Origin of the sequence: Burkholderia sp. Ap-955 (genome assembly GCF_011753045.1) — a bacterium.
GTDB lineage: Bacteria > Pseudomonadota > Gammaproteobacteria > Burkholderiales > Burkholderiaceae > Burkholderia > Burkholderia lata_D.
This window is the reverse complement of record NZ_VWWH01000066.1, coordinates 14,430-34,324: the sequence shown is the minus strand read 5'-3', so window position 1 is coordinate 34,324 and position 19,895 is coordinate 14,430. Positions and strand designations below refer to the sequence as shown.

Annotated in this window: 21 protein-coding genes; 8 read left to right on the top strand and 13 right to left on the bottom strand. The window is 64.9% G+C overall.

The window, feature by feature from the left end; genetic code table 11:
- Window positions 1–199 precede the first annotated feature (199 nt).
- Genes F3J15_RS27175 through F3J15_RS27160 form a run of 4 tightly spaced genes read left to right on the top strand, consistent with a single transcriptional unit; the run spans window position 200 to window position 3,434 of the window.
- Entirely contained in the window at window positions 200–751 is a 552-nt protein-coding gene (locus F3J15_RS27175; protein ID WP_021163417.1) for an iron transporter, read from the top strand.
- 55 nt (window positions 752–806) lie between these two features.
- Complete coding sequence (locus F3J15_RS27170; protein ID WP_027786891.1) at window positions 807–1,139, top strand: cupredoxin domain-containing protein; 333 nt, start codon at window positions 807–809, stop codon at window positions 1,137–1,139.
- Between the two features lie 58 nt (window positions 1,140–1,197).
- Complete coding sequence (locus tag F3J15_RS27165) at window positions 1,198–2,040, top strand: FTR1 family protein (RefSeq protein WP_069248444.1); 843 nt, start codon at window positions 1,198–1,200, stop codon at window positions 2,038–2,040.
- Complete coding sequence (locus F3J15_RS27160; RefSeq protein ID WP_166895096.1) at window positions 2,037–3,434, top strand: 4Fe-4S binding protein; 1,398 nt, start codon at window positions 2,037–2,039, stop codon at window positions 3,432–3,434. Before F3J15_RS27165 ends, F3J15_RS27160 begins: the two co-directional genes overlap by 4 nt.
- Window positions 3,435–3,708: 274 nt before the next feature.
- On the opposite strand, the gene F3J15_RS27155 is transcribed toward F3J15_RS27160, so the two are convergent.
- The 3 genes from F3J15_RS27155 to F3J15_RS27145 all read right to left on the bottom strand — a co-directional run bounded on the left by F3J15_RS27155 (window position 3,709) and on the right by F3J15_RS27145 (window position 5,553).
- Window positions 3,709–3,960: a hemin uptake protein HemP gene (locus F3J15_RS27155; RefSeq protein ID WP_166895094.1), complete on the bottom strand. Its 252-nt coding sequence runs from the start codon at window positions 3,958–3,960 to the stop codon at window positions 3,709–3,711.
- Between the two features lie 138 nt (window positions 3,961–4,098).
- Window positions 4,099–4,581 carry an SRPBCC family protein gene (locus F3J15_RS27150; protein WP_039370078.1) on the bottom strand — a complete coding sequence of 161 codons (483 nt, stop codon included), beginning with the start codon at window positions 4,579–4,581 and terminating at the stop codon, window positions 4,099–4,101.
- 99 nt (window positions 4,582–4,680) lie between these two features.
- On the bottom strand, window positions 4,681–5,553 hold the full coding sequence (locus F3J15_RS27145) for a pirin family protein (protein ID WP_166895092.1): 873 nt from the start codon (window positions 5,551–5,553) through the stop codon (window positions 4,681–4,683).
- A gap of 122 nt (window positions 5,554–5,675) precedes the next feature.
- On the opposite strand from F3J15_RS27145, the gene F3J15_RS27140 reads away from it, so the two are divergent.
- On the top strand, window positions 5,676–6,650 hold the full coding sequence (locus F3J15_RS27140) for a LysR family transcriptional regulator (protein WP_069248441.1): 975 nt from the start codon (window positions 5,676–5,678) through the stop codon (window positions 6,648–6,650).
- Window positions 6,651–7,026: 376 nt separating this feature from the next.
- On the opposite strand, the gene F3J15_RS27135 is transcribed toward F3J15_RS27140, so the two are convergent.
- The 9 genes from F3J15_RS27135 to F3J15_RS27095 all read right to left on the bottom strand — a co-directional run bounded on the left by F3J15_RS27135 (window position 7,027) and on the right by F3J15_RS27095 (window position 14,332).
- Window positions 7,027–7,455 (bottom strand): biopolymer transporter ExbD, encoded by a 429-nt coding sequence (locus F3J15_RS27135; RefSeq protein WP_039370086.1) that lies wholly within the window; start codon window positions 7,453–7,455, stop codon window positions 7,027–7,029.
- Window positions 7,456–7,468: 13 nt separating this feature from the next.
- On the bottom strand, window positions 7,469–8,200 hold the full coding sequence (locus tag F3J15_RS27130) for a MotA/TolQ/ExbB proton channel family protein (protein ID WP_085043642.1): 732 nt from the start codon (window positions 8,198–8,200) through the stop codon (window positions 7,469–7,471).
- Window positions 8,201–8,236: 36 nt separating this feature from the next.
- On the bottom strand, window positions 8,237–8,968 hold the full coding sequence (locus F3J15_RS27125) for an energy transducer TonB (RefSeq protein WP_166895090.1): 732 nt from the start codon (window positions 8,966–8,968) through the stop codon (window positions 8,237–8,239).
- A 218-nt stretch (window positions 8,969–9,186) separates the two neighbouring features.
- Window positions 9,187–9,423, bottom strand: coding sequence for a (2Fe-2S)-binding protein (locus tag F3J15_RS27120; protein WP_039370093.1), 237 nt, complete (start codon window positions 9,421–9,423; stop codon window positions 9,187–9,189).
- Between the two features lie 149 nt (window positions 9,424–9,572).
- The gene (gene murI / locus F3J15_RS27115) at window positions 9,573–10,433 is read right to left on the bottom strand and encodes a glutamate racemase (RefSeq protein WP_166895088.1); all 861 of its coding nucleotides are present in this window, start codon (window positions 10,431–10,433) and stop codon (window positions 9,573–9,575) included.
- Between the two features lie 39 nt (window positions 10,434–10,472).
- Window positions 10,473–10,949 (bottom strand): bacterioferritin, encoded by a 477-nt coding sequence (gene bfr, locus F3J15_RS27110; RefSeq protein ID WP_039370101.1) that lies wholly within the window; start codon window positions 10,947–10,949, stop codon window positions 10,473–10,475.
- Window positions 10,950–11,143: 194 nt separating this feature from the next.
- Window positions 11,144–12,667 (bottom strand): fumarate hydratase, encoded by a 1,524-nt coding sequence (locus tag F3J15_RS27105; protein WP_166895086.1) that lies wholly within the window; start codon window positions 12,665–12,667, stop codon window positions 11,144–11,146.
- Between the two features lie 34 nt (window positions 12,668–12,701).
- Window positions 12,702–13,325, bottom strand: coding sequence for a TIGR00645 family protein (locus F3J15_RS27100; protein WP_039370107.1), 624 nt, complete (start codon window positions 13,323–13,325; stop codon window positions 12,702–12,704).
- 113 nt (window positions 13,326–13,438) lie between these two features.
- Entirely contained in the window at window positions 13,439–14,332 is an 894-nt protein-coding gene (locus tag F3J15_RS27095; protein ID WP_166895084.1) for a DMT family transporter, read from the bottom strand.
- A gap of 316 nt (window positions 14,333–14,648) precedes the next feature.
- On the opposite strand from F3J15_RS27095, the gene acs reads away from it, so the two are divergent.
- From acs to F3J15_RS27080, 3 genes are all read left to right on the top strand, one after another.
- On the top strand, window positions 14,649–16,631 hold the full coding sequence (acs, locus tag F3J15_RS27090; RefSeq protein ID WP_069248434.1) for an acetate--CoA ligase: 1,983 nt from the start codon (window positions 14,649–14,651) through the stop codon (window positions 16,629–16,631).
- 83 nt (window positions 16,632–16,714) lie between these two features.
- Window positions 16,715–17,059 (top strand): DUF4212 domain-containing protein, encoded by a 345-nt coding sequence (locus F3J15_RS27085; RefSeq protein WP_089431320.1) that lies wholly within the window; start codon window positions 16,715–16,717, stop codon window positions 17,057–17,059.
- A 3-nt stretch (window positions 17,060–17,062) separates the two neighbouring features.
- A complete protein-coding gene (locus F3J15_RS27080; RefSeq protein ID WP_166895082.1) occupies window positions 17,063–19,078 on the top strand; it encodes a sodium:solute symporter family protein in 2,016 nt (671 codons plus the stop codon).
- Window positions 19,079–19,143: 65 nt separating this feature from the next.
- On the opposite strand, the gene F3J15_RS27075 is transcribed toward F3J15_RS27080, so the two are convergent.
- Window positions 19,144–19,746, bottom strand: coding sequence for a hypothetical protein (locus F3J15_RS27075; protein WP_166895080.1), 603 nt, complete (start codon window positions 19,744–19,746; stop codon window positions 19,144–19,146).
- Window positions 19,747–19,895: the final 149 nt, after the last annotated feature.

Sequence of the window (19,895 nt, the reverse complement as noted above, 5' to 3'; positions counted from 1 at the left end):
AACCCTGCGGTAACGAACCTGTAAGCCTTGTCGGATCAGGGGTTTACACGGCTCGTCGTTTGTTCAGAAACAGGTTCGGTGCTAAACTTCGTGATTATTGAGAATTGTTCGCATTAACGTTCTTCGTCGCGTTAGTGTTTTCAGTGGGCCGGCTGGTGTTCGGTCCGCATGGTTCCAGATCAAATAACAAGGAGTGTCCATGTTGGGTTCTTCGTTCATCCGCACGACGGTTGCGGTAGCGGCGGCGCTTGCCGCGATGTCGGCCTCGGCTGCCGAATATCCGATCGGCAAGCAGCAGATCCAGGGCGGCATGGAAATCGGCGCGGTGTACCTGCAGCCGATCACGATGGACCCGGAAGGGATGATGCGCAAGGCGTCGGATTCCGACATCCACCTCGAGGCCGACATCCATGCGGTCAAGAACAACCCGACGGGTTTCGCGGAAGGCGACTGGATGCCGTACCTGCAGGTCACGTACAAGCTGACGAAGCAGGGCGACACGAAGTGGAAGGCTGAAGGCGACCTGATGGGCATGGTCGCGAGCGACGGTCCGCACTACGGCGACAACGTGAAGCTGAACGGCCCGGGCAAGTACCACCTGACGATGGTCGTCAAGCCGCCGATGCAGACGGGCCACATGGCGTTCGGCCGTCACATCGACAAGGAAACGGGTGTGGGCGCATGGTTCAAGCCCATTACCCTCGAGTACGACTTCCCGTTCGCCGGTATCGGCAAGAAGGGCGGTTACTGATCGGTGGCATCACGAACGGCGCGCTTCGGCGCGCCGTCGGCGTAGAGAACCCAGAATGAAAATTCCCCAGAAAATCGTTGCCGCAGCCGCTGCGTTGTGGCTTGCCGGCGCAGCGTACGCTGCCGATCTGCCGACGTTCAAGCTCGAGATGACGGACGGCAAGCTGAACCCCGCCCGCATCGAAGTGCCGGCCGGCCAGCGTTTCAAGATCGAAATCAAGAACACCGGCAAGGGCGCCGCCGAATTCGAGAGCGTGCAACTGCGCAAGGAGAAGGTGCTCGCGCCGGGCGCCGATTCATTCGTGGTCGTCGCACCGTTGTCACCGGGTGAATACAAGTTTTTCGACGATTTCCACCAGCAGGCGCAGGGCGTGATCGTCGCGAAGTAATGCGTTTTATCTGCGCGCGGGCACACCAGCCTGGTGTACTGCGCGTCAGGAGGTATCGATGGGTCAGATCTTGTTCATCGTCTGGCGGGAGAGCGTCGAAGCGCTGCTCGTCGTCGGCATTCTCTATGCATGGCTGAAAAACGGCGACGACGACGCGCGCCGCGGCTTGCCTTTTCTCTGGACCGGCGTCGGTGTCGGCCTGCTGATGGCCGTCGGCCTCGGTGCCGCACTGGTCGGTTTCACCGAAGTGCTGTCCGGCGACGCGCAGGACTACTTCCAGACCGCCATGGTGCTGATCGCATGCGTGCTGATCGTGCAGATGGTGCTGTGGATGCGCCGGCACGGCCGCACGCTGAAGCGCGACATGGAGCAATCGCTGCAGCAGAGCACGCGCGATTCGAACTGGTGGGGCGTCGCGGTGCTGGTCGCGCTCGCGATCGCGCGCGAAGGCAGCGAGACGGTGATCTTCCTGTACGGTCTCGGTTTCGGCCAGTCGGGTCACGTTGACGGCAGCCAGATGCTCGCGGTGGTGATCGGCCTGGGCCTCGCGTTCTTCACGTTCTACCTGCTGCAGCTCGGCGGCAAGTACTTCTCGTGGCGGCATTTCTTCCGCGTCACGGAAGTGATGCTGCTGTTCCTCGGCGCAGGCCTGTTCCAGACCGGTGTCGACAAGCTGATCGACAAGGAAATCCTGCCGCTCGGCATTTCGCAGGTGTGGGACACGTCCGCGATCCTCGATGATTCGGGCACGTTCGGCTCGCTCGTCGCCACGCTGACCGGCTATCGTGCTCACCCGGCGCTGACCAACCTGGTCGCGTATGCGGTGTACTGGGCGGTGGTCTGGCTGCTGATGAAGCGCGCGAGCCGTCGTCCGTCGGTTGCGGCAGGTCGCGCGGCATGAGTGTTGTCGCCGCAGCCAAGCAGGGCTGGCTCGCGCAGGCCGGCCAATGGATGCAGCGCCACGGTGCGCTGATCCGCGGCATCCAGTGGGCCGTCGTCGCCGTCTATGCGTTCCTGATCATCGTGCCGGCGGTGTTGCCGCTGCCGGACGACTCCGCGCACCTGTGGAACAACCTCACGCTGATCGCGCAATTCACGTTCTGGGGTATCTGGTGGCCGTTCGTACTGCTGTCGATGGTGATGCTCGGCCGTGTCTGGTGCGGCGTGCTGTGTCCGGAAGGTGCGCTCACCGAATTCGCGAGCAAGTTCGGCCGCGGCGGCCCGATTCCGCGCTGGATGCGGTGGGGCGGCTGGCCGTTCGTCGCGTTCGGGCTCACGACGATCTACGGGCAGATGGTGAGCGTGTACCAGTACCCGCTCGCGGTGCTGTTCGTACTCGGCGGCTCGACCGTCGGCGCGATCGTGATCGGCGTGCTGTACGGCCGCGAGAAGCGTGTGTGGTGCAAGTACCTGTGCCCGGTCAACGGCGTATTCGGGCTGCTCGCGCGGCTCGCGCCGATGCGCTATAAGGTCGACGAGGATGCATGGCGCCGGTCGTACAAGAACGGCGAGCATGGCCATCGCGTGATTCCGATCAACTGCGCGCCGCTCGTGCCGTTGCGCAACATGAAGGGCGCGGCGGACTGCCACATGTGCGGCCGCTGCAGCGGGCACCGGGATGCGATCTCGCTGTCGTTGCGCTCGCCGTCCGACGAAGTCGTGAACCTCGGCGCGCAGCAGGCGAACCCGTGGGACACCGCGCTGATCCTGTACGGCCTGCTCGGCGTCGCGATCGGTGCGTTCCACTGGACCGTCAGCCCGTGGTTCGTGCAGATCAAGCAATGGCTCGCGGGCTGGCTGATCGACCATGACATCACGTGGCCGCTCGAGACCAATGCGCCGTGGTTCCTGCTCACGCACTATCCCGATCGCAACGACGTGTTCTCGTGGCTCGACGGCGGGCTGGTCATCAGCTACATCGTCGGCACGGGGCTCGTGTACGGCACGGCGCTGCTGGTGCTGTTGGCCGGCGCCACGCTGATGCTCGGCCGCTTCGATCGCGTGCGGCTGCATCATCTTGCACAGGCGTTGATTCCGATTGCAGGCGCGGGTGTGTTCCTTGGCCTGTCGGCCACGACATTGTCGCTGCTGCGTGCCGAGCATGTACCGCTCGGGTGGGCGACCGATGTACGCGTCGCGATCCTGGTCGGCGCCAACGCATGGAGTGCGTGGCTCGCGTGGAAAGTGACGGGGCGCTATGCGGGCTGGCTGCGCCGGCTTGCGGCATTCGCATGGTTCGCCGCCGGGCTTGCCGTCATCGACAGCGCATGGTGGTTGATGTTCTGGGGTTTCTGATGCGGATCGCGTGCCGCTTCGGCGGTCACGCAGCGACGCGGTAACGAACCTGGGCGGCATGCTTCACGCATGGGCCGCCCAAACAAAAAAGCGACACGTCGAAGGACGTGTCGCTTTTTTTTCTTCCTTGTGCGAGAACCAAAAAAAGTGGCTTGGCTTGCTGCAACGGCTGCTTGAGTGTGTTTGCACGAAGGGGTCTAGATCTCGCGTGCAAGCCGTTACGCTGGCTAATGCCCAACACCTCTCAGGGAGGTGGTCCCCACAATACTCTGTCTTACTTCGTCAGGATCAGTTTGCCGAGCCGTGTGGCGCGCAACTGATAGGTCTCTCCGTTATGCGCGATGCTGACGTGGCTTTGGCCTTGCAGCAGCGCATCGCTGCTGACGACCCGCGTGCCTGCTTCGCGGTTGCCGGCAGGCTTCGCCGGCGTGGTGACCGCTGCCGTCTTCTGACGGCTGCTGCCTGCAGCGCCGGTCGTGCGGCGCAAGGTCAGCGTGGTCGGGGTCGGGCGCATGGTGTCGGTCATTCGGTTGATCGGTGACTGTCGATACGATGGAATGAATTCTAAATGATAACTATTCCCATTTACAAAAACTCTTTATCGATCGGAATGGCAAGCCTGATAGCTTGAATCAAAGGGGCGGCCCGCGGGCCGCCACCGGGTTCAGTGCAGCGGATCGGGGTCCTTGCGGCCCTGCGCGTACTCGCGGATCAGGCGGACCGTGTCGATATCCGACGTGCGGTACGCTTCCTTGACGATCCCGTGCGTTTGACGCGCGTCTTCGCTGTCGTCCGTGACGACCAGCGTCGTGCGGTATTCGAAACGCAGGAACAGCTCGTGGTCGTCGCGCTCCTCGATCGTCATCGTCAGCGAGCCGCCGATCTCGCCGTCGGCGGCGAGGATGTCGTAGCGAACCTGCTGGTTCGGCGTGAACGTGACGTGGTCGCGCACGGTCGCGTGACCGTAGTGCAGCTCACGTTCGAGCGTCGTGTCCGTCCGTTCGTGGACGACACAGCTGTCGAGACCGAGCACGAACAGTTGCGGCTGTTCGGCGCGCAACACGAGACCTTCCCAGAGTTGGTCGCGGGTGAGGGTCGGCACGGCCGGATCGTCGGAATTGATCTGGATCAGATGTTCGAAGTTCAAGGGGACGGGTTCCTTCTGGTGGCGGGCGGCCACGTGGTTCAAGAAGTCATTGTGACGCAAAACGGGCGGTTTCGCGGCACCTGCGCGCCCGTCCGTGCGTCATGCTTCGATGCGCCCCATGCGACCGGTCTGGTAGTCGACGACCGCCTGCCGGATCTCTTCCTCGGTGTTCATCACGAACGGGCCGTAGCGGACGATCGGCTCGTTGAGCGGCACGCCGCCGATCAGCAGCAGGTCGAGCGGCGTGTCGCCGGCGGTGAACGTGACCGTGTCGCCGTCATCGCAGTACACGACCATGTGTCGCGCATCGACCGCCTGCCTGGCGGGCCCGTAGAGGCCCGTTCCGTCGATCGGATAGGCGAACACGCGATAGCCGGCCGGGACGGTCTGCGTGACCGTTGCGCCCGGCTGCAACGTGAAATGCTGGTAGAGGATCGGTGTACGTGTCTCGATCGCGGCGCGGACGCCGAACGCTTCGCCGGCGATCACGCGCACACGTGCGCGGCCGTCAGGTGAGGTCGCGGTCGGGATGCGGTCGGCAGGGATCTCCTGGTAGCGCGGCGCGATCAGCTTGTCGCGGCGCGGCAGGTTGACCCACAGCTGGAAGCCGTGGGAGCGGCCGCCCGTCTGCGCGAATTCAGGATCGGGCATCTCGCTGTGCACGACGCCGGCGCCCGCCGTCATCCATTGCACGTCGCCCGGGCCGAGCGTGCCGGCATGGCCGGACGAGTCGCGATGGCGGAAGCGCCCGTCGAGCGCGTAGGTCACGGTCTCGAAGCCGCGATGCGGATGGTCGGGCGCGCCCTTGGCTTCGCCGGGCGCGTAGTCGACGGGACCCATTTCGTCGAGCAGCAGGAACGGATCGAAATCCATCAACAGCCGGGTCGGGAACGGTCGATGAACCACGAAGCCGCCGCCTTCGGTCGTGCGAAGCGCGGGGTAGGTGCGGTCAAGCGAGCGAGCGGTCGTCATGCGGATACCCTCGAAATGATCGGAATAGCGTTATTTTTGAAACATAGCGCTATTATATTGGGCGTTTTACCGTTCGATTCGCGACGGTGCGCAATGGATTGTTCTGAAAATGGAACGATGAGATGAATATCGATGCACACAACCTGAACGACCTCATGTACTTTTCGCAGGTCGTCGAACATGGCGGTTTCTCGGCCGCGGAGCGCGTGCTGGGCATCTCGAAATCGCGCCTGTCGCGGCGCCTGACCGAACTCGAGGCGGCGCTCGGCGTGCGCCTGCTGCAGCGCTCCACACGCAAGCTCGCGCTGACCGAGGCGGGGGAGCTTTTCTACCAGCATTGCCAGGCGATGCTGGCCGAAGCGCAGGCGGCGATGAACGCGGTGCAGCAGTTGCGCTCATCGCCGCGCGGCTCGGTGCGCGTCAGTGTGCCCGTGACGCTGTCGCAGACGATGCTGTCGCGCATCCTGCCCGAATTCCTGCGTCGCTATCCCGAGGTGAAGGTGCACGTCCGCGTGACGAATCGCGTGATCGACCTGTTCGAGGATTCGATCGACGTCGCGCTGCGCGTGCGCTCGGAGCCGCCGCAGAACGCGAACATCGTCGTGCGGCCGCTGTGGCGCACCGAGCAGATGCTGGTCGGCGCGCCGAGCCTGCTGAGCCAGAATGCGCCGCCGCTGGTACCGGATGACCTGAGCGGATTCGAGACGCTCGATACGCCGAGCGTCGACGGGCGGCACGTGTTCAACCTGATCGCACCGGACGGTACGCGTCACGTGCACGAGCACGACCCGCGGCTCGTGACGGCCGACCTGATGACGATCCGTGAAGCCGTGCTCGATGGCCTCGGCATCGCGGCACTGCCGGAGATGATGTACGGCAACGCGCTGCGTGCGGGGCAACTGTCGCCGGTGATGCCGGGCTGGACGCTGCCGGTGCCGCAACTGTATGCGGTGTTCGTGTCGCGGCAGGGGATGCCGCCCGCGGTGCGTGCGTTCGTCGACTACCTGGTCGAGAAGCTCGATCATGGCGCCTACCAGGATCCGGGGTGTCCGGAACGCGCTAAGAAGGAAGCGGCGGCCGATGTTTCGGCGACCTGAACACGACGCACACGGCGACGCAAATTTGTTTTGTCATTGAAGCGTCGCCTGCAATCGCAAGTTTCAATCGCCGGAACCTTGAATGCGCGTGCGGGCGGGCCTATATTGAAATCCCATTTCGTGAAGGAAGTTCTGAGCGAAATCAGGTGGCCGCATATATTGTGAGCCAGATAGGGCAGAACGCGCAGTCCGTGCAGACCACGGCAGAGTCGCATTTGCGTTGCTCGAGGCGCAACCGATACCGCCAAAGAGCCCGCCGCCCGAAGGCGCCCGCGTGCGCATGAAAAAAGGCCTTCATCTGGCGATGAAGGCCTTTTACTTTGTGTGTGGCCGGCGAGGTGCGATCGGCGATGCGCTACCGCAAGACGTGCGCGCGTTACTTCGCTTTCGCGCCCGGCTCCGTGACGAAGCCGAGCTTCGTCAGGCCGCCTGCCTGCGCATCCGACATCACTTCCGCGACGTGTTCGTACGCGACCTTGCGATCCGCACGAAGGTGCAACTCCGGCTGCGGCGTGCGCTTTGCCGCTTCCGCGATGCGTTCCTGCAATTGTGCGCGCGTGACCGTGTGGTCGTCCCACAGGATCGTGCCGTCACCCTGGATCGCGACGTCGACCGTCTGCGGCTTTTCGTCGACGGGCTGGCTGCTGGCGTGCGGCAGGTCGATCTTCACCGCATGCTGCATCGCCGGGATCGTCACGAGGAAAATGATCAGGAGTACGAGCATGACGTCGACGAGCGGCGTCATGTTGATCTCGCTCATCACTGCATCGTCGTCATCGTCGCTGAAACCGGTGTTCATTGCCATGGTTCACCCCGCCTCAGCTGGCGCGCGTCGCGAGACGCAGGCCGTCGCGCGTCGACGACGAGGCAAGGCTCGCGCCCGTCACGAAATACGCATGCAGACCGTGCGCGAAGCGACGCAGCTTGCTGACGACACCCTTGTTCGCGCGGGTGAGTGCGTTGTAGCCGAGCACGGCCGGGATCGCCACGAACAGGCCGAAGGCGGTCATGATCAGCGATTCGCCGACCGGGCCCGCGACCTGGTCGATCGACGTCTGGCCGGATGCGCCGATCGCGAGCAGCGCGTGGTAGATCCCCCAGACCGTGCCGAACAGGCCGACGAACGGCGCGGTGCTGCCGATCGACGCGAGGATCGCGAGACCGCTCTGCATGCGCGAGATGCCTTCGTCCATCGTGTCCTTCAGGCAGCGCGTGACCCAGTCCGACACGTCCATGCGGTCGTGCAGGTGCGGTTGCGTCTGGTGGTGGTGATCGGCGGCTTCCTTGCCCGATAGCGCGAGTGCGAGGAACGGATTGTCGTTCGGCGTCGATGCGGCGAGGCCGAGCTTCTTGACGCCGTCGTCGAAATTGTCGGAATGCCAGAATGCCTGTTCGGCGTTCTTCGTCAGGCGGTTCAGGCGGATCACGTTCCAGCCCTTGATGACGATCACGATCCACGACAGGACCGACATCACGAGCAGCGTGATCGCAATGGCGCGCGTGACGAAATCACCTTGCGCCCAGACGTGCGCGATACCGTAGCTTTGCATTTTCTTGTTTCCTTTGAATCTACCGAATATGACGGGTTAGTCGTCAAGCGTGAAGTTGAAGGGCAGCGTATGGGCGGCGCGGATCGCCTGGCCGTTCTCGATATACGGCGGGCAGGTGCTGGCGCGCGTCGCCTCGAGTGCGGCTTCGTCGAGGCGCGGGTAGCCGCTGCTCTTCTGCAGCTGGACGCTTTCGATCTTGCCCGTCACGCCGATGATGAAGTGAACATAGGCCGTGCCCGTTTCGCCGCGACGGCGCGACATCGACGGATAGGTCGGCTTGACGAAATTGCAGGTGAGCGCCGACACGTTCTTCGGCGCGCTGACCTGCATCGTCTCGCGCGCCGGGCCGGGTGCTGCAGCGGGCGCAGCAGGCGCCGGCGCGGCGGGAGCCGGCGTCGGATCGGCCACTGCCGGCGCGGGCGTCGGCGACGGTGCCTGCGAGACGGGCTGAGGCGTCGGGACCGCTTTCTGCACCGGCTTCGGCTCGACCTTCGGCTTCACGCGCGGCGTGGGCTTGGGCGGCGTAGGCTGCTGCGCGGCCGACTGGACCGCGACCGGCTGGGCGGGAGGCGCAGGCGCAATGAGCTGCGCGGTGATCGACTGAACCGCGATCTCCTTCGGCGGCGGCGGCGCGTTGCGATGGAGCCAGGCGGCCGTCAGCATGATCGCATGTGCGGCAAGCACACCGACCGCGACGACGATCACTCGGGGATTCATACGTGGTGCTGCCGGCACGGCGCCGGCAGGAGCGAGATGCGAAGCCTGCATGTTAGCTTGAAAGAACGATGTCGCACCCGGGGCGCGGCGGGTGAATCGGCATCACTTGCGGAAGATCAGCAGCGAGATGCAAACGGTGGTCACAAATCCGATCAGCAATTCCATGACAGGCTCCTTGGCAGGTAAGCCGCTGGCTCGCGCAGACGGTGGCTTGCTGACGGTCAAAACAAAAAATGCGGCCTGGGCCGCATGCGCACACTCGGCGCCGGTCAGGCGGCCTTGCGTTCGTAGAACGTGACCGGGATCGGGTGAGCATGATGCTCGACACCGCACCGGCTCGCGCAGACGCCTTGTTCGGCCATGAGGTCGCGTACGGACTCCTCGCACTTGCCGCAGCACGTGGCCACGCCAAGCTCGAACTGGAGTTCATCGAAAGAGTTCACGCCCTCTGCGAGGGACGCGCGAATCTTGCGATCGGAAACGGACTTGCACACGCAGACGATCATGATGAGTTGCGATAGCTAACGGTAATGCGAATTATTATCATTAAATTTGCGGACGTTGACAAGCCTGGGGCGGGCTTTTTTTAAGGTCATCGGACCCTTGAAACGTCGGGGTGGTGGAACGGCACGCGGAAGAGGGCTGCCGGCCGGTGTCAGGCGGTCGCGCAGGCGCGCGCGTTCGGCGAGGAAATGGTGACGGATTCGATTGGCGCTGCGAGGCCGAGCAGCGTCGATGCGAGCACCTGCAGTTGACGGCCGTCGCTGGTCGAGCAGAAGCGGGGCGGTGCCGCGCGCGTGCCGGCCGGTGCGCGCAGGTTGCGTTCGTCGAGCACGCGCACGAGCTGGCGCGCGATCGCGTCGCTGGTGTCGACGAGCGTCAGGCGGTCGCCCACAAGGTCACGAATCGTTTCCGTGAAGAACGGGTAATGCGTGCAGCCGAGTACCAGCGTATCGGCGCCGTCGTCGAGCATCGGTTGCAGGTAGCTGTCGAGCAGCGCGCGCAACGCGGGCGAATTCGTATCACCGCGCTCGATGGCTTCGACGAGCCCGTGGCCGGGCTGGCAGATGAAGCGGCGGCCGGCGCCGTAGCGGTCGAGCAGCGCCTGGAAGCGCGGGCTGTTCAGCGTCGACTGCGTGGCGAGGACGCCCGCGACGCCGCTCGCGGACACGGCGGCGGCCGGCTTGATGCCCGGCTCGACGCCGACGAGCGGCATCGACAGGTGTTCGCGGGTTGCAGCGATCGCGCGTGCGGTCGCCGTGTTGCACGCGATGACGAGCGCTTTCGCCCCTTCGCGGGCCAGCCACTCGCCGATTGCCAGCGTGCGTTCCGTAATGAATGCCTCGTCGCGCGGACCATACGGCGCATGGTGCGAATCGGCGACATAGATGAACGATTCGTCGGGCAGCTGCGCGCGCACGGCGCGCAGCACCGACAGGCCGCCCAGCCCTGAATCGAAGATGCCGATGGGGGCGACGGTCGTGGCCGTCGCAGGAATAACGGAAGGTGTCGACATGAACGGGCCGGGGGCGGTAACAGGAAGCGTGGAGCGAGTTTACTCCGGCGTACCCATCATCGTTTGCTGGTAGTTCTGCAGGCCGACCTTGCCGATCAGGTCGATCTGCGTTTCCAGCCAGTCGATGTGCTCTTCGGTGTCGTCGAGGATCTTTTCGAAGATCTCGCGCGACACGTAGTCACGCACTGATTCGCAGTAGGCGATCGCTTCCTTGCAGGTGGACTGCGAGATCTGTTCGAGCTTCAGGTCGCACTTCAGGATCTCTTCGGTCTCCTCGCCGACGAGCAGCTTGTGCAGATCCTGCAGGTTCGGCAGGCCGTCGAGCATGAAGACGCGCTCGATCAGCCAGTCGGCGTGCTTCATTTCGCCGATCGACTCGTCGTACTCGTGCTTGCCGAGCTTCTCGAGGCCCCAGTGCTTGTACATGCGCGCATGCAGGAAGTACTGGTTGATCGCCGTGAGTTCATTCTTCAACTGGGCGTTCAGATATTCGATGACTTTCTTGTCGCCTTGCATGGCTTGTTCCTTGTTCAGTGGGGCTTCAGAAACCGAAAGATAATCGCTCGAACGAGAAAAGCCAAGCCTCGAAGCCTTGCCGGGCCTGCCTTTTGCATGTAATGAGAATCAGCCTCGAACAACCGGCCACACACAATAATGAGAATGAGAAGTAAAAAGGCCGGACACCCGTCCGGCCTTTCGTTCGATCGCGCTTAAGCGGCTGCGACCGGGATCTTGCCGATCTTCGCTTGCCACTCCTTCGGACCGGTCTGGTGCACCGACGTGCCCGACGAATCGACAGCAACTGTTACAGGCATGTCCTGCACGTCGAACTCGTAGATCGCTTCCATGCCGAGGTCTTCGAACGCGAGCACCTTCGCGCCGCGGATCGCCTTCGACACGAGGTACGCCGCACCGCCGACGGCCATCAGGTAGGCCGCCTTGTGCTTCTTGATCGCCTCGATCGCGACCGGGCCGCGCTCGGCCTTGCCGACCATCGAGATCAGGCCGGTTTGCGCGAGCATCGTCTCGGTGAACTTGTCCATGCGCGTGGCCGTCGTCGGGCCTGCCGGGCCGACCACTTCGTCGCGGACCGGATCGACCGGGCCGACGTAGTAGATCACGCGGTTCGTGAAGTCGACCGGCAGCTTTTCGCCCTTCGCGAGCATGTCGGCGATGCGCTTGTGCGCGGCGTCGCGGCCGGTGAGCATCTTGCCCGACAGCAGCAGCGTTTGGCCCGGTGTCCAGCTCGCGACTTCTTCCGGCGTCAGCGTGTTCAGGTCGACGCGCTTGCTGGTTTCCGTGTTCGGTTCCCAGTTGACCTTCGGCCATGCGTCGAGCGACGGTGCTTCAAGCTTGGCCGGGCCCGAGCCGTCGAGCACGAAGTGCGCGTGGCGCGTTGCCGCGCAGTTCGGGATCAGCGCGACCGGCTTCGATGCCGCGTGCGTCGGTGCAGCCATGATCTTCACGTCGAGCACCGTTGCCAGGCCGCCGAGGCCCTGGGCACCGATGCCGAGCGCGTTGACCTTCTCGTGCAGTTCGACGCGCAGTTCCTCGACCCAGTCCTTCGGGCCGCGCGCGATGATTTCCTGGATGTCGATCGGCTCCATCAGCGATTCCTTCGCCATCAGCATCGCCTTTTCGGCCGTGCCGCCGATGCCGATGCCGAGCATGCCCGGCGGGCACCAGCCCGCGCCCATCGTCGGGACCGTCTTCAGCACCCAGTCGACGATCGAGTCGGACGGGTTCAGCATCACGAACTTCGACTTGTTCTCCGAGCCGCCGCCCTTCGCCGCGACCTGCACGTCGACCTTGTCGCCCGGCACGATCTCGTAGTGGATCACGGCCGGCGTGTTGTCCTTCGTGTTCTTGCGGGCGCCTTCCGGCGGATTGACGATCGACGCGCGCAGCACGTTGTCCGGGTGCGTGTAACCGCGACGCACGCCTTCGTTGATCATGTCGGTGAGGCCCATCGTCGCGCCGTCCCAGCGCACGTCCATGCCGACCTTCACGAAGATCGTGACAATACCGGTGTCCTGGCAGATCGGGCGCTTGCCTTCCGCGCACATGCGGCTGTTCGTGAGGATCTGCGCGATCGCATCCTTCGCGGCCGGGCTTTCTTCCAGCTCGTACGCGCGGCCGAGGGCCTGGATGTAGTCGAGCGGATGGTAGTAGCTGATGTACTGCAGCGAATCCGCGATGCTCTGGATCAGGTCTTCCTGTTTGATGACGGTCATGGCTGAGACTCTGTGGGGACTGTGGGGAATGCGTTTATGCGTTGACGGCTGCGTCGGCCGGCTTGCGGGGCTCGTTCGCCGCGGGCGCGTGCGCGCCGTGGGCGTGGGGCTCGTGGAAATGGGCCGGGTGCGTGTGCGTCGTCAGGCGGTCGACCCACGCCATCACGAGCGCCGACACCAGGAACGACACGTGGATGATCACCTGCCACATGATCGCGTGCATCGTGTGCTGGTCGGGGTTGATGAACGTCTTCAGCAGGTGGATCGACGAAATGCTGATCAGCGCCATCGACAGCTTGACCTTCAGCACGCCCGCGTTCACGTGGTCGAGCCACTCGGGCTCGTCGGGGTGGCCCTCGATGCCGAGGCGCGACACGAACGTCTCGTAGCCGCCGACGATCACCATGATCAGCAGGTTCGAGATCATCACCACGTCGATCAGGCCGAGCACCGCGAGCATCACGCTGATTTCGTCGAGGCTCGTCGCATGCGACAGCAGGTGCCAGACTTCCTTCAGGAACAGGAACACATAGACGGCTTGCGCAACGATCAGGCCGAGGTAGAGCGGAACCTGGAGCCAGCGGCTCATGAAAATCAGCGCGGGAAGCGGGCGAAGCGGGCGACGCGCGGGGCGGCCGGGCGAATGCGGGGCAGACATGGTGGACAGTCGAGCGCGGTGCGCTGGTATCGGGGGTAATCTTGAAAAGGCGCGCTATTGTAACGCGTCGGCCGGCGCGACTGCAGTGACGCGCCGGCAGTGCCGGGGACGGATCAGGAGGCGGCAGCCGGCACGCGTTTCACGCGCAGGCTGGCGAGCACGATGCCGGTGACGACGCACGCGAGCGCGATGCCGTGCGCGAGCGTCGGGCGCTCGCCGAGGAACGCGATGCCGTACGCGGCGGCCGCGACCGGCAGCACCGCGCTGAACACGCCGGCGAGGCTGCCCGGGACGTGCCGGATGCCTTTCATCCACAGCCAGAACGAGAAGATGCTGGCCGACAGGCCATACCAGACGACGAGCGCCCAGGTGCCGGCCGGCACGCTCGCGTAATCGAAATGCCACATGGCCGTCGCGCCGAGCGGCAGCATCAGGCACAGGCCGAACAGGTGCGTGTACGCGCAGATGTCGATCGGCGCGAGCGTCTGCGTGAGGCGGCGCGACAGGATCACGTAGATCGATTCGCAGCACACCGCGCCGAGGATCAGCAGGTTGCCGGTCAGCGACGACGCGCCGTGCCCGGCCGCGCTGCCGTTCGCGAGGTTGATCGTCACGACGCCGGCGATCGCGAGTGCAATCGACACGAGCGCACGGCCGTTCGGTTTTTCACGCAGGATCAGCCACGCGAACAACGCGACGATCGCCGGGATCGTGCTGGTGATCACGCCGGCGGCGACCGCGCTCGTGCGCTGCACGCCGTTCAGCATCAGCAGCGTGAACATGAAGGTGCCGAAGAACGCCTGCATGAACAGGTTCAGCCATTCGCCGCGCTTGACCGTGCGCATTTTCACCGGGCTGAACAGCGGCCACAGCACGGCGATCGCGATCACGAAGCGCAGCGTGGCGAGGATGGCGACGGGAACGAAGACGACGATCGATTTACCGATACCGACATTGCTGCCGACGAACAGCATCGACAGCACGAGAAAGAAAGCGTAGCGATTCAAGCTGGAATCCGGAAGGCGAGTTCAGTTAGGATTGTAGGGTCGCGCTCGTTACAGCGTAAAGCTACAAGCGGCGCCGCCCGACGGGCGAAACGGCCGTGCCGCGTAAGTGACGGGTAAGTTGGAGCGCTTATTGTGGAAACTGTCGGGCCGCCCGGTCGCCATCGTGCGATGTGGTGCGGCGCAGCATCGCGCAGCAGCCTCCGGGCCGTGCGCGGGTGGTGGGTAGGAGACAGCGGCGCGCTTGCGCCGGCCAAGACGCGCGGTGCGCACGATCGCGCCGCCATGCAGAGGATTCATGTTCACCAAGGGGTAGTCGATGTCTGCGATTGAATCGGTTCTTCACGAAACCCGTCAGTTCGCGCCGCCCGCGGCGCTCGAACAGGCGGCGACCATTTCCGGCATGCCGGCCTATCGTGCGCTCGCCGCCGAAGCCGAGAACGATTACGAAGGATTCTGGGCGCGTCTCGCGCGCGAGGGTCTTGCGTGGCACAAGCCGTTCACGAAAGTGCTCGACGAGTCCAACGCGCCGTTCTACAAGTGGTTCGACGACGGCGAGCTGAACGCGTCGTACAACTGCCTCGACCGTCACGTCGAAGCCGGCAACGGCGAGCGCGTCGCGGTGATCTTCGAAGCCGACGATGGCACCGTCACGCGCGTCACCTATGCGGATCTCCTCGCGCGCGTATCGCGGTTCGCGAATGCACTGAAGAAGCGCGGGATCGGCAAGGGCGACCGCGTCGTCATCTATATCCCGATGTCGATCGAAGGCATCGTCGCGATGCAGGCCTGCGCGCGCATCGGCGCGACGCACTCGGTCGTGTTCGGCGGCTTCTCCGCGAAGTCGTTGAACGAGCGGCTCGTCGACGTCGGCGCGACGGCGCTCGTCACCGCCGACGAGCAGGCGCGCGGCGGCAAGACGCTGCCGCTGAAGAGCATCGCGGATGAAGCGATCGCGCTGGGCGGCTGCGAGGCCGTGAAGAGCGTGATCGTCTATCGCCGCACCGGCGGCAAGATCGACTGGCACGCCGAGCGCGACCTGTGGATGCACGAACTGACGGCCGGCGAATCCGACCAGTGCGAGCCGGAATGGGTCGGCGCCGAGCACCCGCTGTTCATCCTGTATACGTCGGGCTCGACCGGCAAGCCGAAGGGCGTGCAGCACAGCACGGGCGGCTACCTGCTGTGGGCCGCGCAGACGATGAAGTGGACCTTCGACTGGAAGCCCACCGACGTGTTCTGGTGCACGGCCGACATCGGCTGGGTCACGGGCCACACGTACATCACGTACGGCCCGCTCGCATGCGGCGGCACGCAGGTCGTGTTCGAAGGCGTGCCGACCTACCCGGACGCCGGGCGTTTCTGGAAGATGATCGGCGACCACAAGGTCACCGTGTTCTACACCGCGCCGACCGCGATCCGCTCGCTGATCAAGGCGGCCGAGGCCGACGACAAGGTGCATCCGAAGAGCTACGACCTGTCGAGCCTGCGCATCATCGGTACCGTCGGCGAGCCGATCAATCCGGAAGCGTGGATGTGGTATCACAAGCACGTCGGCCAGGAACGCTGCCCGATCGTCGACACGTGGTGGCAGACCGAGACGGGCGGCCACATGATCACGCCGCTGCCGGGCGCGACGCCGACCGTGCCCGGTTCGTGCACGCTGCCGCTGCCGGGCATCATGGCCGCGGTGGTCGACGAAACCGGCCAGGACGTGCCGAACGGGCAGGGCGGCATCCTCGTCGTCAAGCGCCCGTGGCCCGCGATGATCCGCACGATCTGGGGCGACCCGGAGCGTTTCAAGAAGAGCTACTACCCCGAGGAACTCGGCGGGCGGCTGTATCTGGCCGGCGACGGCACCGTGCGCGACAAGGACACCGGCTACTTCACGATCATGGGCCGGATCGACGACGTGCTGAACGTGTCGGGCCACCGGCTCGGCACGATGGAAATCGAATCGGCGCTGGTCTCGCACGAACTCGTGGCCGAGGCGGCCGTGGTCGGCCGTCCGGACGATACGACGGGCGAGGCGGTGGTCGCGTTCGTGGTGCTGAAGCGTTCGCGTCCGGAAGGCGAGGAAGCCGCGGCGCTGGCGAAGACGCTGCGTGACTGGGTCGGCAAGCAGATCGGGCCGATCGCGAAGCCGAAGGACATCCGCTTCGGCGACAACCTGCCGAAGACGCGCTCGGGCAAGATCATGCGGCGCCTGCTGCGTTCACTCGCAAAGGGCGAGGCGATCACGCAGGACACGTCCACGCTCGAGAACCCGGCCATCCTCGAACAGCTCGCCGAAGTGCGCTGATCGTACCGGTTGCGCATCACGCGCACGAGCCCCTGCGCGGCAATCCCGATTGCCCGCGCAGGGGCTTTTTGTTACATAACGGCATGACCGTTCCGACCCGTCCCGCGCCTGCCGCGCCTCCCCCCGTTCCCGAGCCGCTCGCGCGTGCCCACGCACGCTACTGGCGCTTCAACGTCGCGCTGATCGCGGTGCTGATGGTGATCGGCTTTTCGGTATCGTTCATCGTGCCGTTCTTCGGGCCCGCGCTCGCAGGGATCCGTTTCGCCGGGTTCAGCCTGCCGTTCTACGTCGGCGCGCAGGGCGCGATTCTCGTGTATCTCGTGCTGATCGTCGTCTACATCGGGTTGATGCAACGCGCGGACCGCACGCTGCGCCGTGCGTACGACGATCATGCGGCACGCGCCGGCCACGCGAACGGTGGACGCTGATCCATGCTGACGCGCCGACTGATCCGCGCCTACGCGCTCTACACGCTCGGGTTTCTCGGGTTCGTGTTGCTGATGTGGCGGATCGAGCGGGCCACCGGCTCCGGCGTCTGGATCGGCTACGTGTTCCTGTTCGTGCCGATCGCCGTGTATGCGGTGATCGGGCTGCTGTCGCGCACGTCCGATCTCGTCGAATACTACGTGGCCGGGCGGCGCGTGCCGTCTGCCTTCAACGGGATGGCGACGGCGGCCGACTGGCTGTCGGCCGCATCGTTCATCGGCCTGGCCGGATCGCTCTACGCGACCGGCTACGATGCGCTCGCCTACGTGATGGGGTGGACGGGCGGGTTCTGCCTCGTCGCGTTCCTGCTCGCGCCTTATGTGCGCAAGCTCGCGCGCTACACGATTCCCGATTTTCTCGGTACGCGCTTTTCGAGCACGGCCGTGCGTGCGCTGGCGGCCGGTGCGGCGATCCTGTGTTCGTTCGTGTACCTGGTCGCGCAGATCCAGGGGATCGGCCTGATCGCGACGCGCTTCATCGGCGTCGATTTCGCGATCGGGATCTTCTGCGGGCTCGCGGGCATTCTCGTGTGCTCGTTTCTCGGCGGGATGCGCGCGGTCACGTGGACGCAGGTCGCGCAGTACATCATCCTGATCAGCGCGATCCTGATTCCGGTGTCGCTGATCGCGATGAAGAACGGGCTCGGCCCCGTGCCGCAGTTCAATTACGGCAAGCTGATGGAGCGTGTCGCGGCGCGCGAGGCGCAGGTGCGCGATGCGTTCGACGAGCAGCAGGTGCGCGACGCGTATCGCCGGCAGGCCGCGGATATCCAGACGCGGCTCGACCGGCTGCCGGCATCCTATGCGGACGCCCGCCGGCATCTCGCCGACCAGCTGGCCGACCTGCGGCGCCACAACGGACCGCTGCGCGAGATCAGCCAGCGCGAGCGCGAGCTGGCCGACTTCCCGCGCGATCCGGCGGCCGCGCGTGTCGCGTGGACGCAGGCGCGCGACGATCTGCTGGCGCGTGCCGAGCCGCCCGTGCCGATGCACGAGCCGTTTCCTGCCGCGAGCGAAGACGAACGCAAGCCGCGCGAGCGGAATTTCCTCGCGCTGCTGCTGTGCCTGTCGCTCGGCACCGCGAGCCTGCCGCACATCCTGACGCGCTACAACACGACCACGTCGGTTGCGTCGGCACGGCGCTCGGTCGGGTGGACCTTGTTCTTCATCGCGCTGTTCTACCTGAGCGTGCCGGTGCTCGCGGTGCTGATCAAGTACGAGATCCTCGCGAACCTCGTCGGGCGGCCGTTCGCCGAATTGCCGGCGTGGGTCACGCAATGGCATCACTTCGAACCCGACCTGATCAGCGTCGTCGAGGTGATTCGCGACGGCATCGTGCACTGGTCGGAAATCCAGATGCAGCCGGACATGGTCGTGCTGGCCGCGCCGGAAATCGCCGGGCTGCCGTATGTCGTGTCGGGGCTGATCGCGGCCGGTGCGCTTGCCGCGGCGCTGTCGACCGCGGACGGGCTGCTGCTGACGATCGCGAACGCGCTGTCACACGACGTCTATTACTGCATGGTCGCGCCCGATGCATCCAGCCAGCGGCGCGTGACGATCTCGAAGGTGCTGCTGCTAGGGGTCGCGCTGTTCGCGTCGTATGTCGCGTCGCTCAATACCGGGAAGATCCTGTTTCTCGTCGGCGCCGCGTTTTCGCTGGCGGCATCGAGCTTCTTTCCGGTGCTCGTGCTCGGCGTGTTCTGGAAGCGCACGACGACGCGTGGCGCGATCGCGGGGATGGTGACGGGATTGGCGGTGTGCGTGTACTACATCGTGTCGACCTATCCGTACTTCACGCAGCTGACGGGGTTCGCGGGCCGCACGTGGTTCGGGATCGAGCCGATCAGTTCGGGGGTGTTCGGGGTGCCGGCGGGGTTCGCGGTGGCGATCGTGGTGAGTCTGCTTGACCGAAAGCCGGACGAATATACGCGGGCGCTGGTGGATTACATCCGGCACCCGTGACGCGAGTGTCGATCGGCATTGCTCAAGTGTCGGGCCCCGTCCGTGTTGGCGCCGTGACGGGTGGGTCAGAGCGCTGAAATGCCGAGCTCGGCTCCCTTGGTCGTCCGCACCCGGCTGAAATCACAGCTTCCATCCGTCACGCCTTTGGCGTTCGGTATGGCGACGCAGACATAGGCATGGATGCCGTGCGGCAAGGCCACGTGGCGGAACTCGCCAACCTTGATCGTCGCGACCCGATCGACGGCAAACTGATCGTTGATCGGCGTCACGCCGGACGGGATCGACATGGTGACTTCCGACGTGGCGTTCCCGGCTTGCGATGTCAGCGTCTGGCTGCTGCCGATCTCTCCGTTGACCGAGAAGCGGATCGCTGCCTGTCCTTCGGACACACGCTGGACCGTGACCGCGAGCGTCGGCTTGGCGATTCCCGCCGCGCATTTGGCGGCAGCGCATTCGCGAACGGACAGAAGCGTGCGGAATGGAGATGCGGGCTGACCAATGACCGACAGGTCGGTCGACGATCCGCCGTCGCGCGGCGATTTCTCGACCGGTGGGGGAGCGGTCACCGCGATGGTGGTGCTGATCGACGCGGGCGAAAATGCCGTCGCGCAAGCTGACAGCATCGTCGCAGCAACAGCCAGCATGGCGAACCGTGGACTCAATCGCATGGATCTGACTCGCGGTGATGAAACCCTGGATATCGTCAGGAGAATACGCTTCTTTAGCGTGGGGTGTTTGGGGATTCGCTGTGTGCTGCACGCTCGGATCAAGCAGGGAAGCGGGCCGGCTGCGCAGGGGCGGGGCCGCCACCTGGTGA

Excerpts from the sequence above, each read along its gene's own strand:
- F3J15_RS27100 (WP_039370107.1), bottom strand. The coding sequence starts at position 13,325 with ATGTCTGCCCCGCATTCGCCCGGCCGCCCCGCGCGTCGCCCGCTTCGC.
- F3J15_RS27085 (WP_089431320.1), top strand. The coding sequence starts at position 16,715 with ATGACCGTTCCGACCCGTCCCGCGCCTGCCGCGCCTCCCCCCGTTCCC.
- F3J15_RS27080 (WP_166895082.1), top strand. The coding sequence starts at position 17,063 with ATGCTGACGCGCCGACTGATCCGCGCCTACGCGCTCTACACGCTCGGG.
- F3J15_RS27155 (WP_166895094.1), bottom strand. The coding sequence starts at position 3,960 with ATGACCGACACCATGCGCCCGACCCCGACCACGCTGACCTTGCGCCGC.
- F3J15_RS27120 (WP_039370093.1), bottom strand. The coding sequence starts at position 9,423 with ATGATCGTCTGCGTGTGCAAGTCCGTTTCCGATCGCAAGATTCGCGCG.
- murI (WP_166895088.1), bottom strand. The coding sequence starts at position 10,433 with ATGTCGACACCTTCCGTTATTCCTGCGACGGCCACGACCGTCGCCCCC.
- F3J15_RS27140 (WP_069248441.1), top strand. The coding sequence starts at position 5,676 with ATGAATATCGATGCACACAACCTGAACGACCTCATGTACTTTTCGCAG.
- F3J15_RS27160 (WP_166895096.1), top strand. The coding sequence starts at position 2,037 with ATGAGTGTTGTCGCCGCAGCCAAGCAGGGCTGGCTCGCGCAGGCCGGC.
- acs (WP_069248434.1), top strand. The coding sequence starts at position 14,649 with ATGTCTGCGATTGAATCGGTTCTTCACGAAACCCGTCAGTTCGCGCCG.
- F3J15_RS27175 (WP_021163417.1), top strand. The coding sequence starts at position 200 with ATGTTGGGTTCTTCGTTCATCCGCACGACGGTTGCGGTAGCGGCGGCG.
- F3J15_RS27105 (WP_166895086.1), bottom strand. The coding sequence starts at position 12,667 with ATGACCGTCATCAAACAGGAAGACCTGATCCAGAGCATCGCGGATTCG.
- F3J15_RS27165 (WP_069248444.1), top strand. The coding sequence starts at position 1,198 with ATGGGTCAGATCTTGTTCATCGTCTGGCGGGAGAGCGTCGAAGCGCTG.
- bfr (WP_039370101.1), bottom strand. The coding sequence starts at position 10,949 with ATGCAAGGCGACAAGAAAGTCATCGAATATCTGAACGCCCAGTTGAAG.
- F3J15_RS27170 (WP_027786891.1), top strand. The coding sequence starts at position 807 with ATGAAAATTCCCCAGAAAATCGTTGCCGCAGCCGCTGCGTTGTGGCTT.
- F3J15_RS27145 (WP_166895092.1), bottom strand. The coding sequence starts at position 5,553 with ATGACGACCGCTCGCTCGCTTGACCGCACCTACCCCGCGCTTCGCACG.
- F3J15_RS27075 (WP_166895080.1), bottom strand. The coding sequence starts at position 19,746 with ATGCGATTGAGTCCACGGTTCGCCATGCTGGCTGTTGCTGCGACGATG.
- F3J15_RS27125 (WP_166895090.1), bottom strand. The coding sequence starts at position 8,968 with ATGCAGGCTTCGCATCTCGCTCCTGCCGGCGCCGTGCCGGCAGCACCA.
- F3J15_RS27130 (WP_085043642.1), bottom strand. The coding sequence starts at position 8,200 with ATGCAAAGCTACGGTATCGCGCACGTCTGGGCGCAAGGTGATTTCGTC.
- F3J15_RS27135 (WP_039370086.1), bottom strand. The coding sequence starts at position 7,455 with ATGGCAATGAACACCGGTTTCAGCGACGATGACGACGATGCAGTGATG.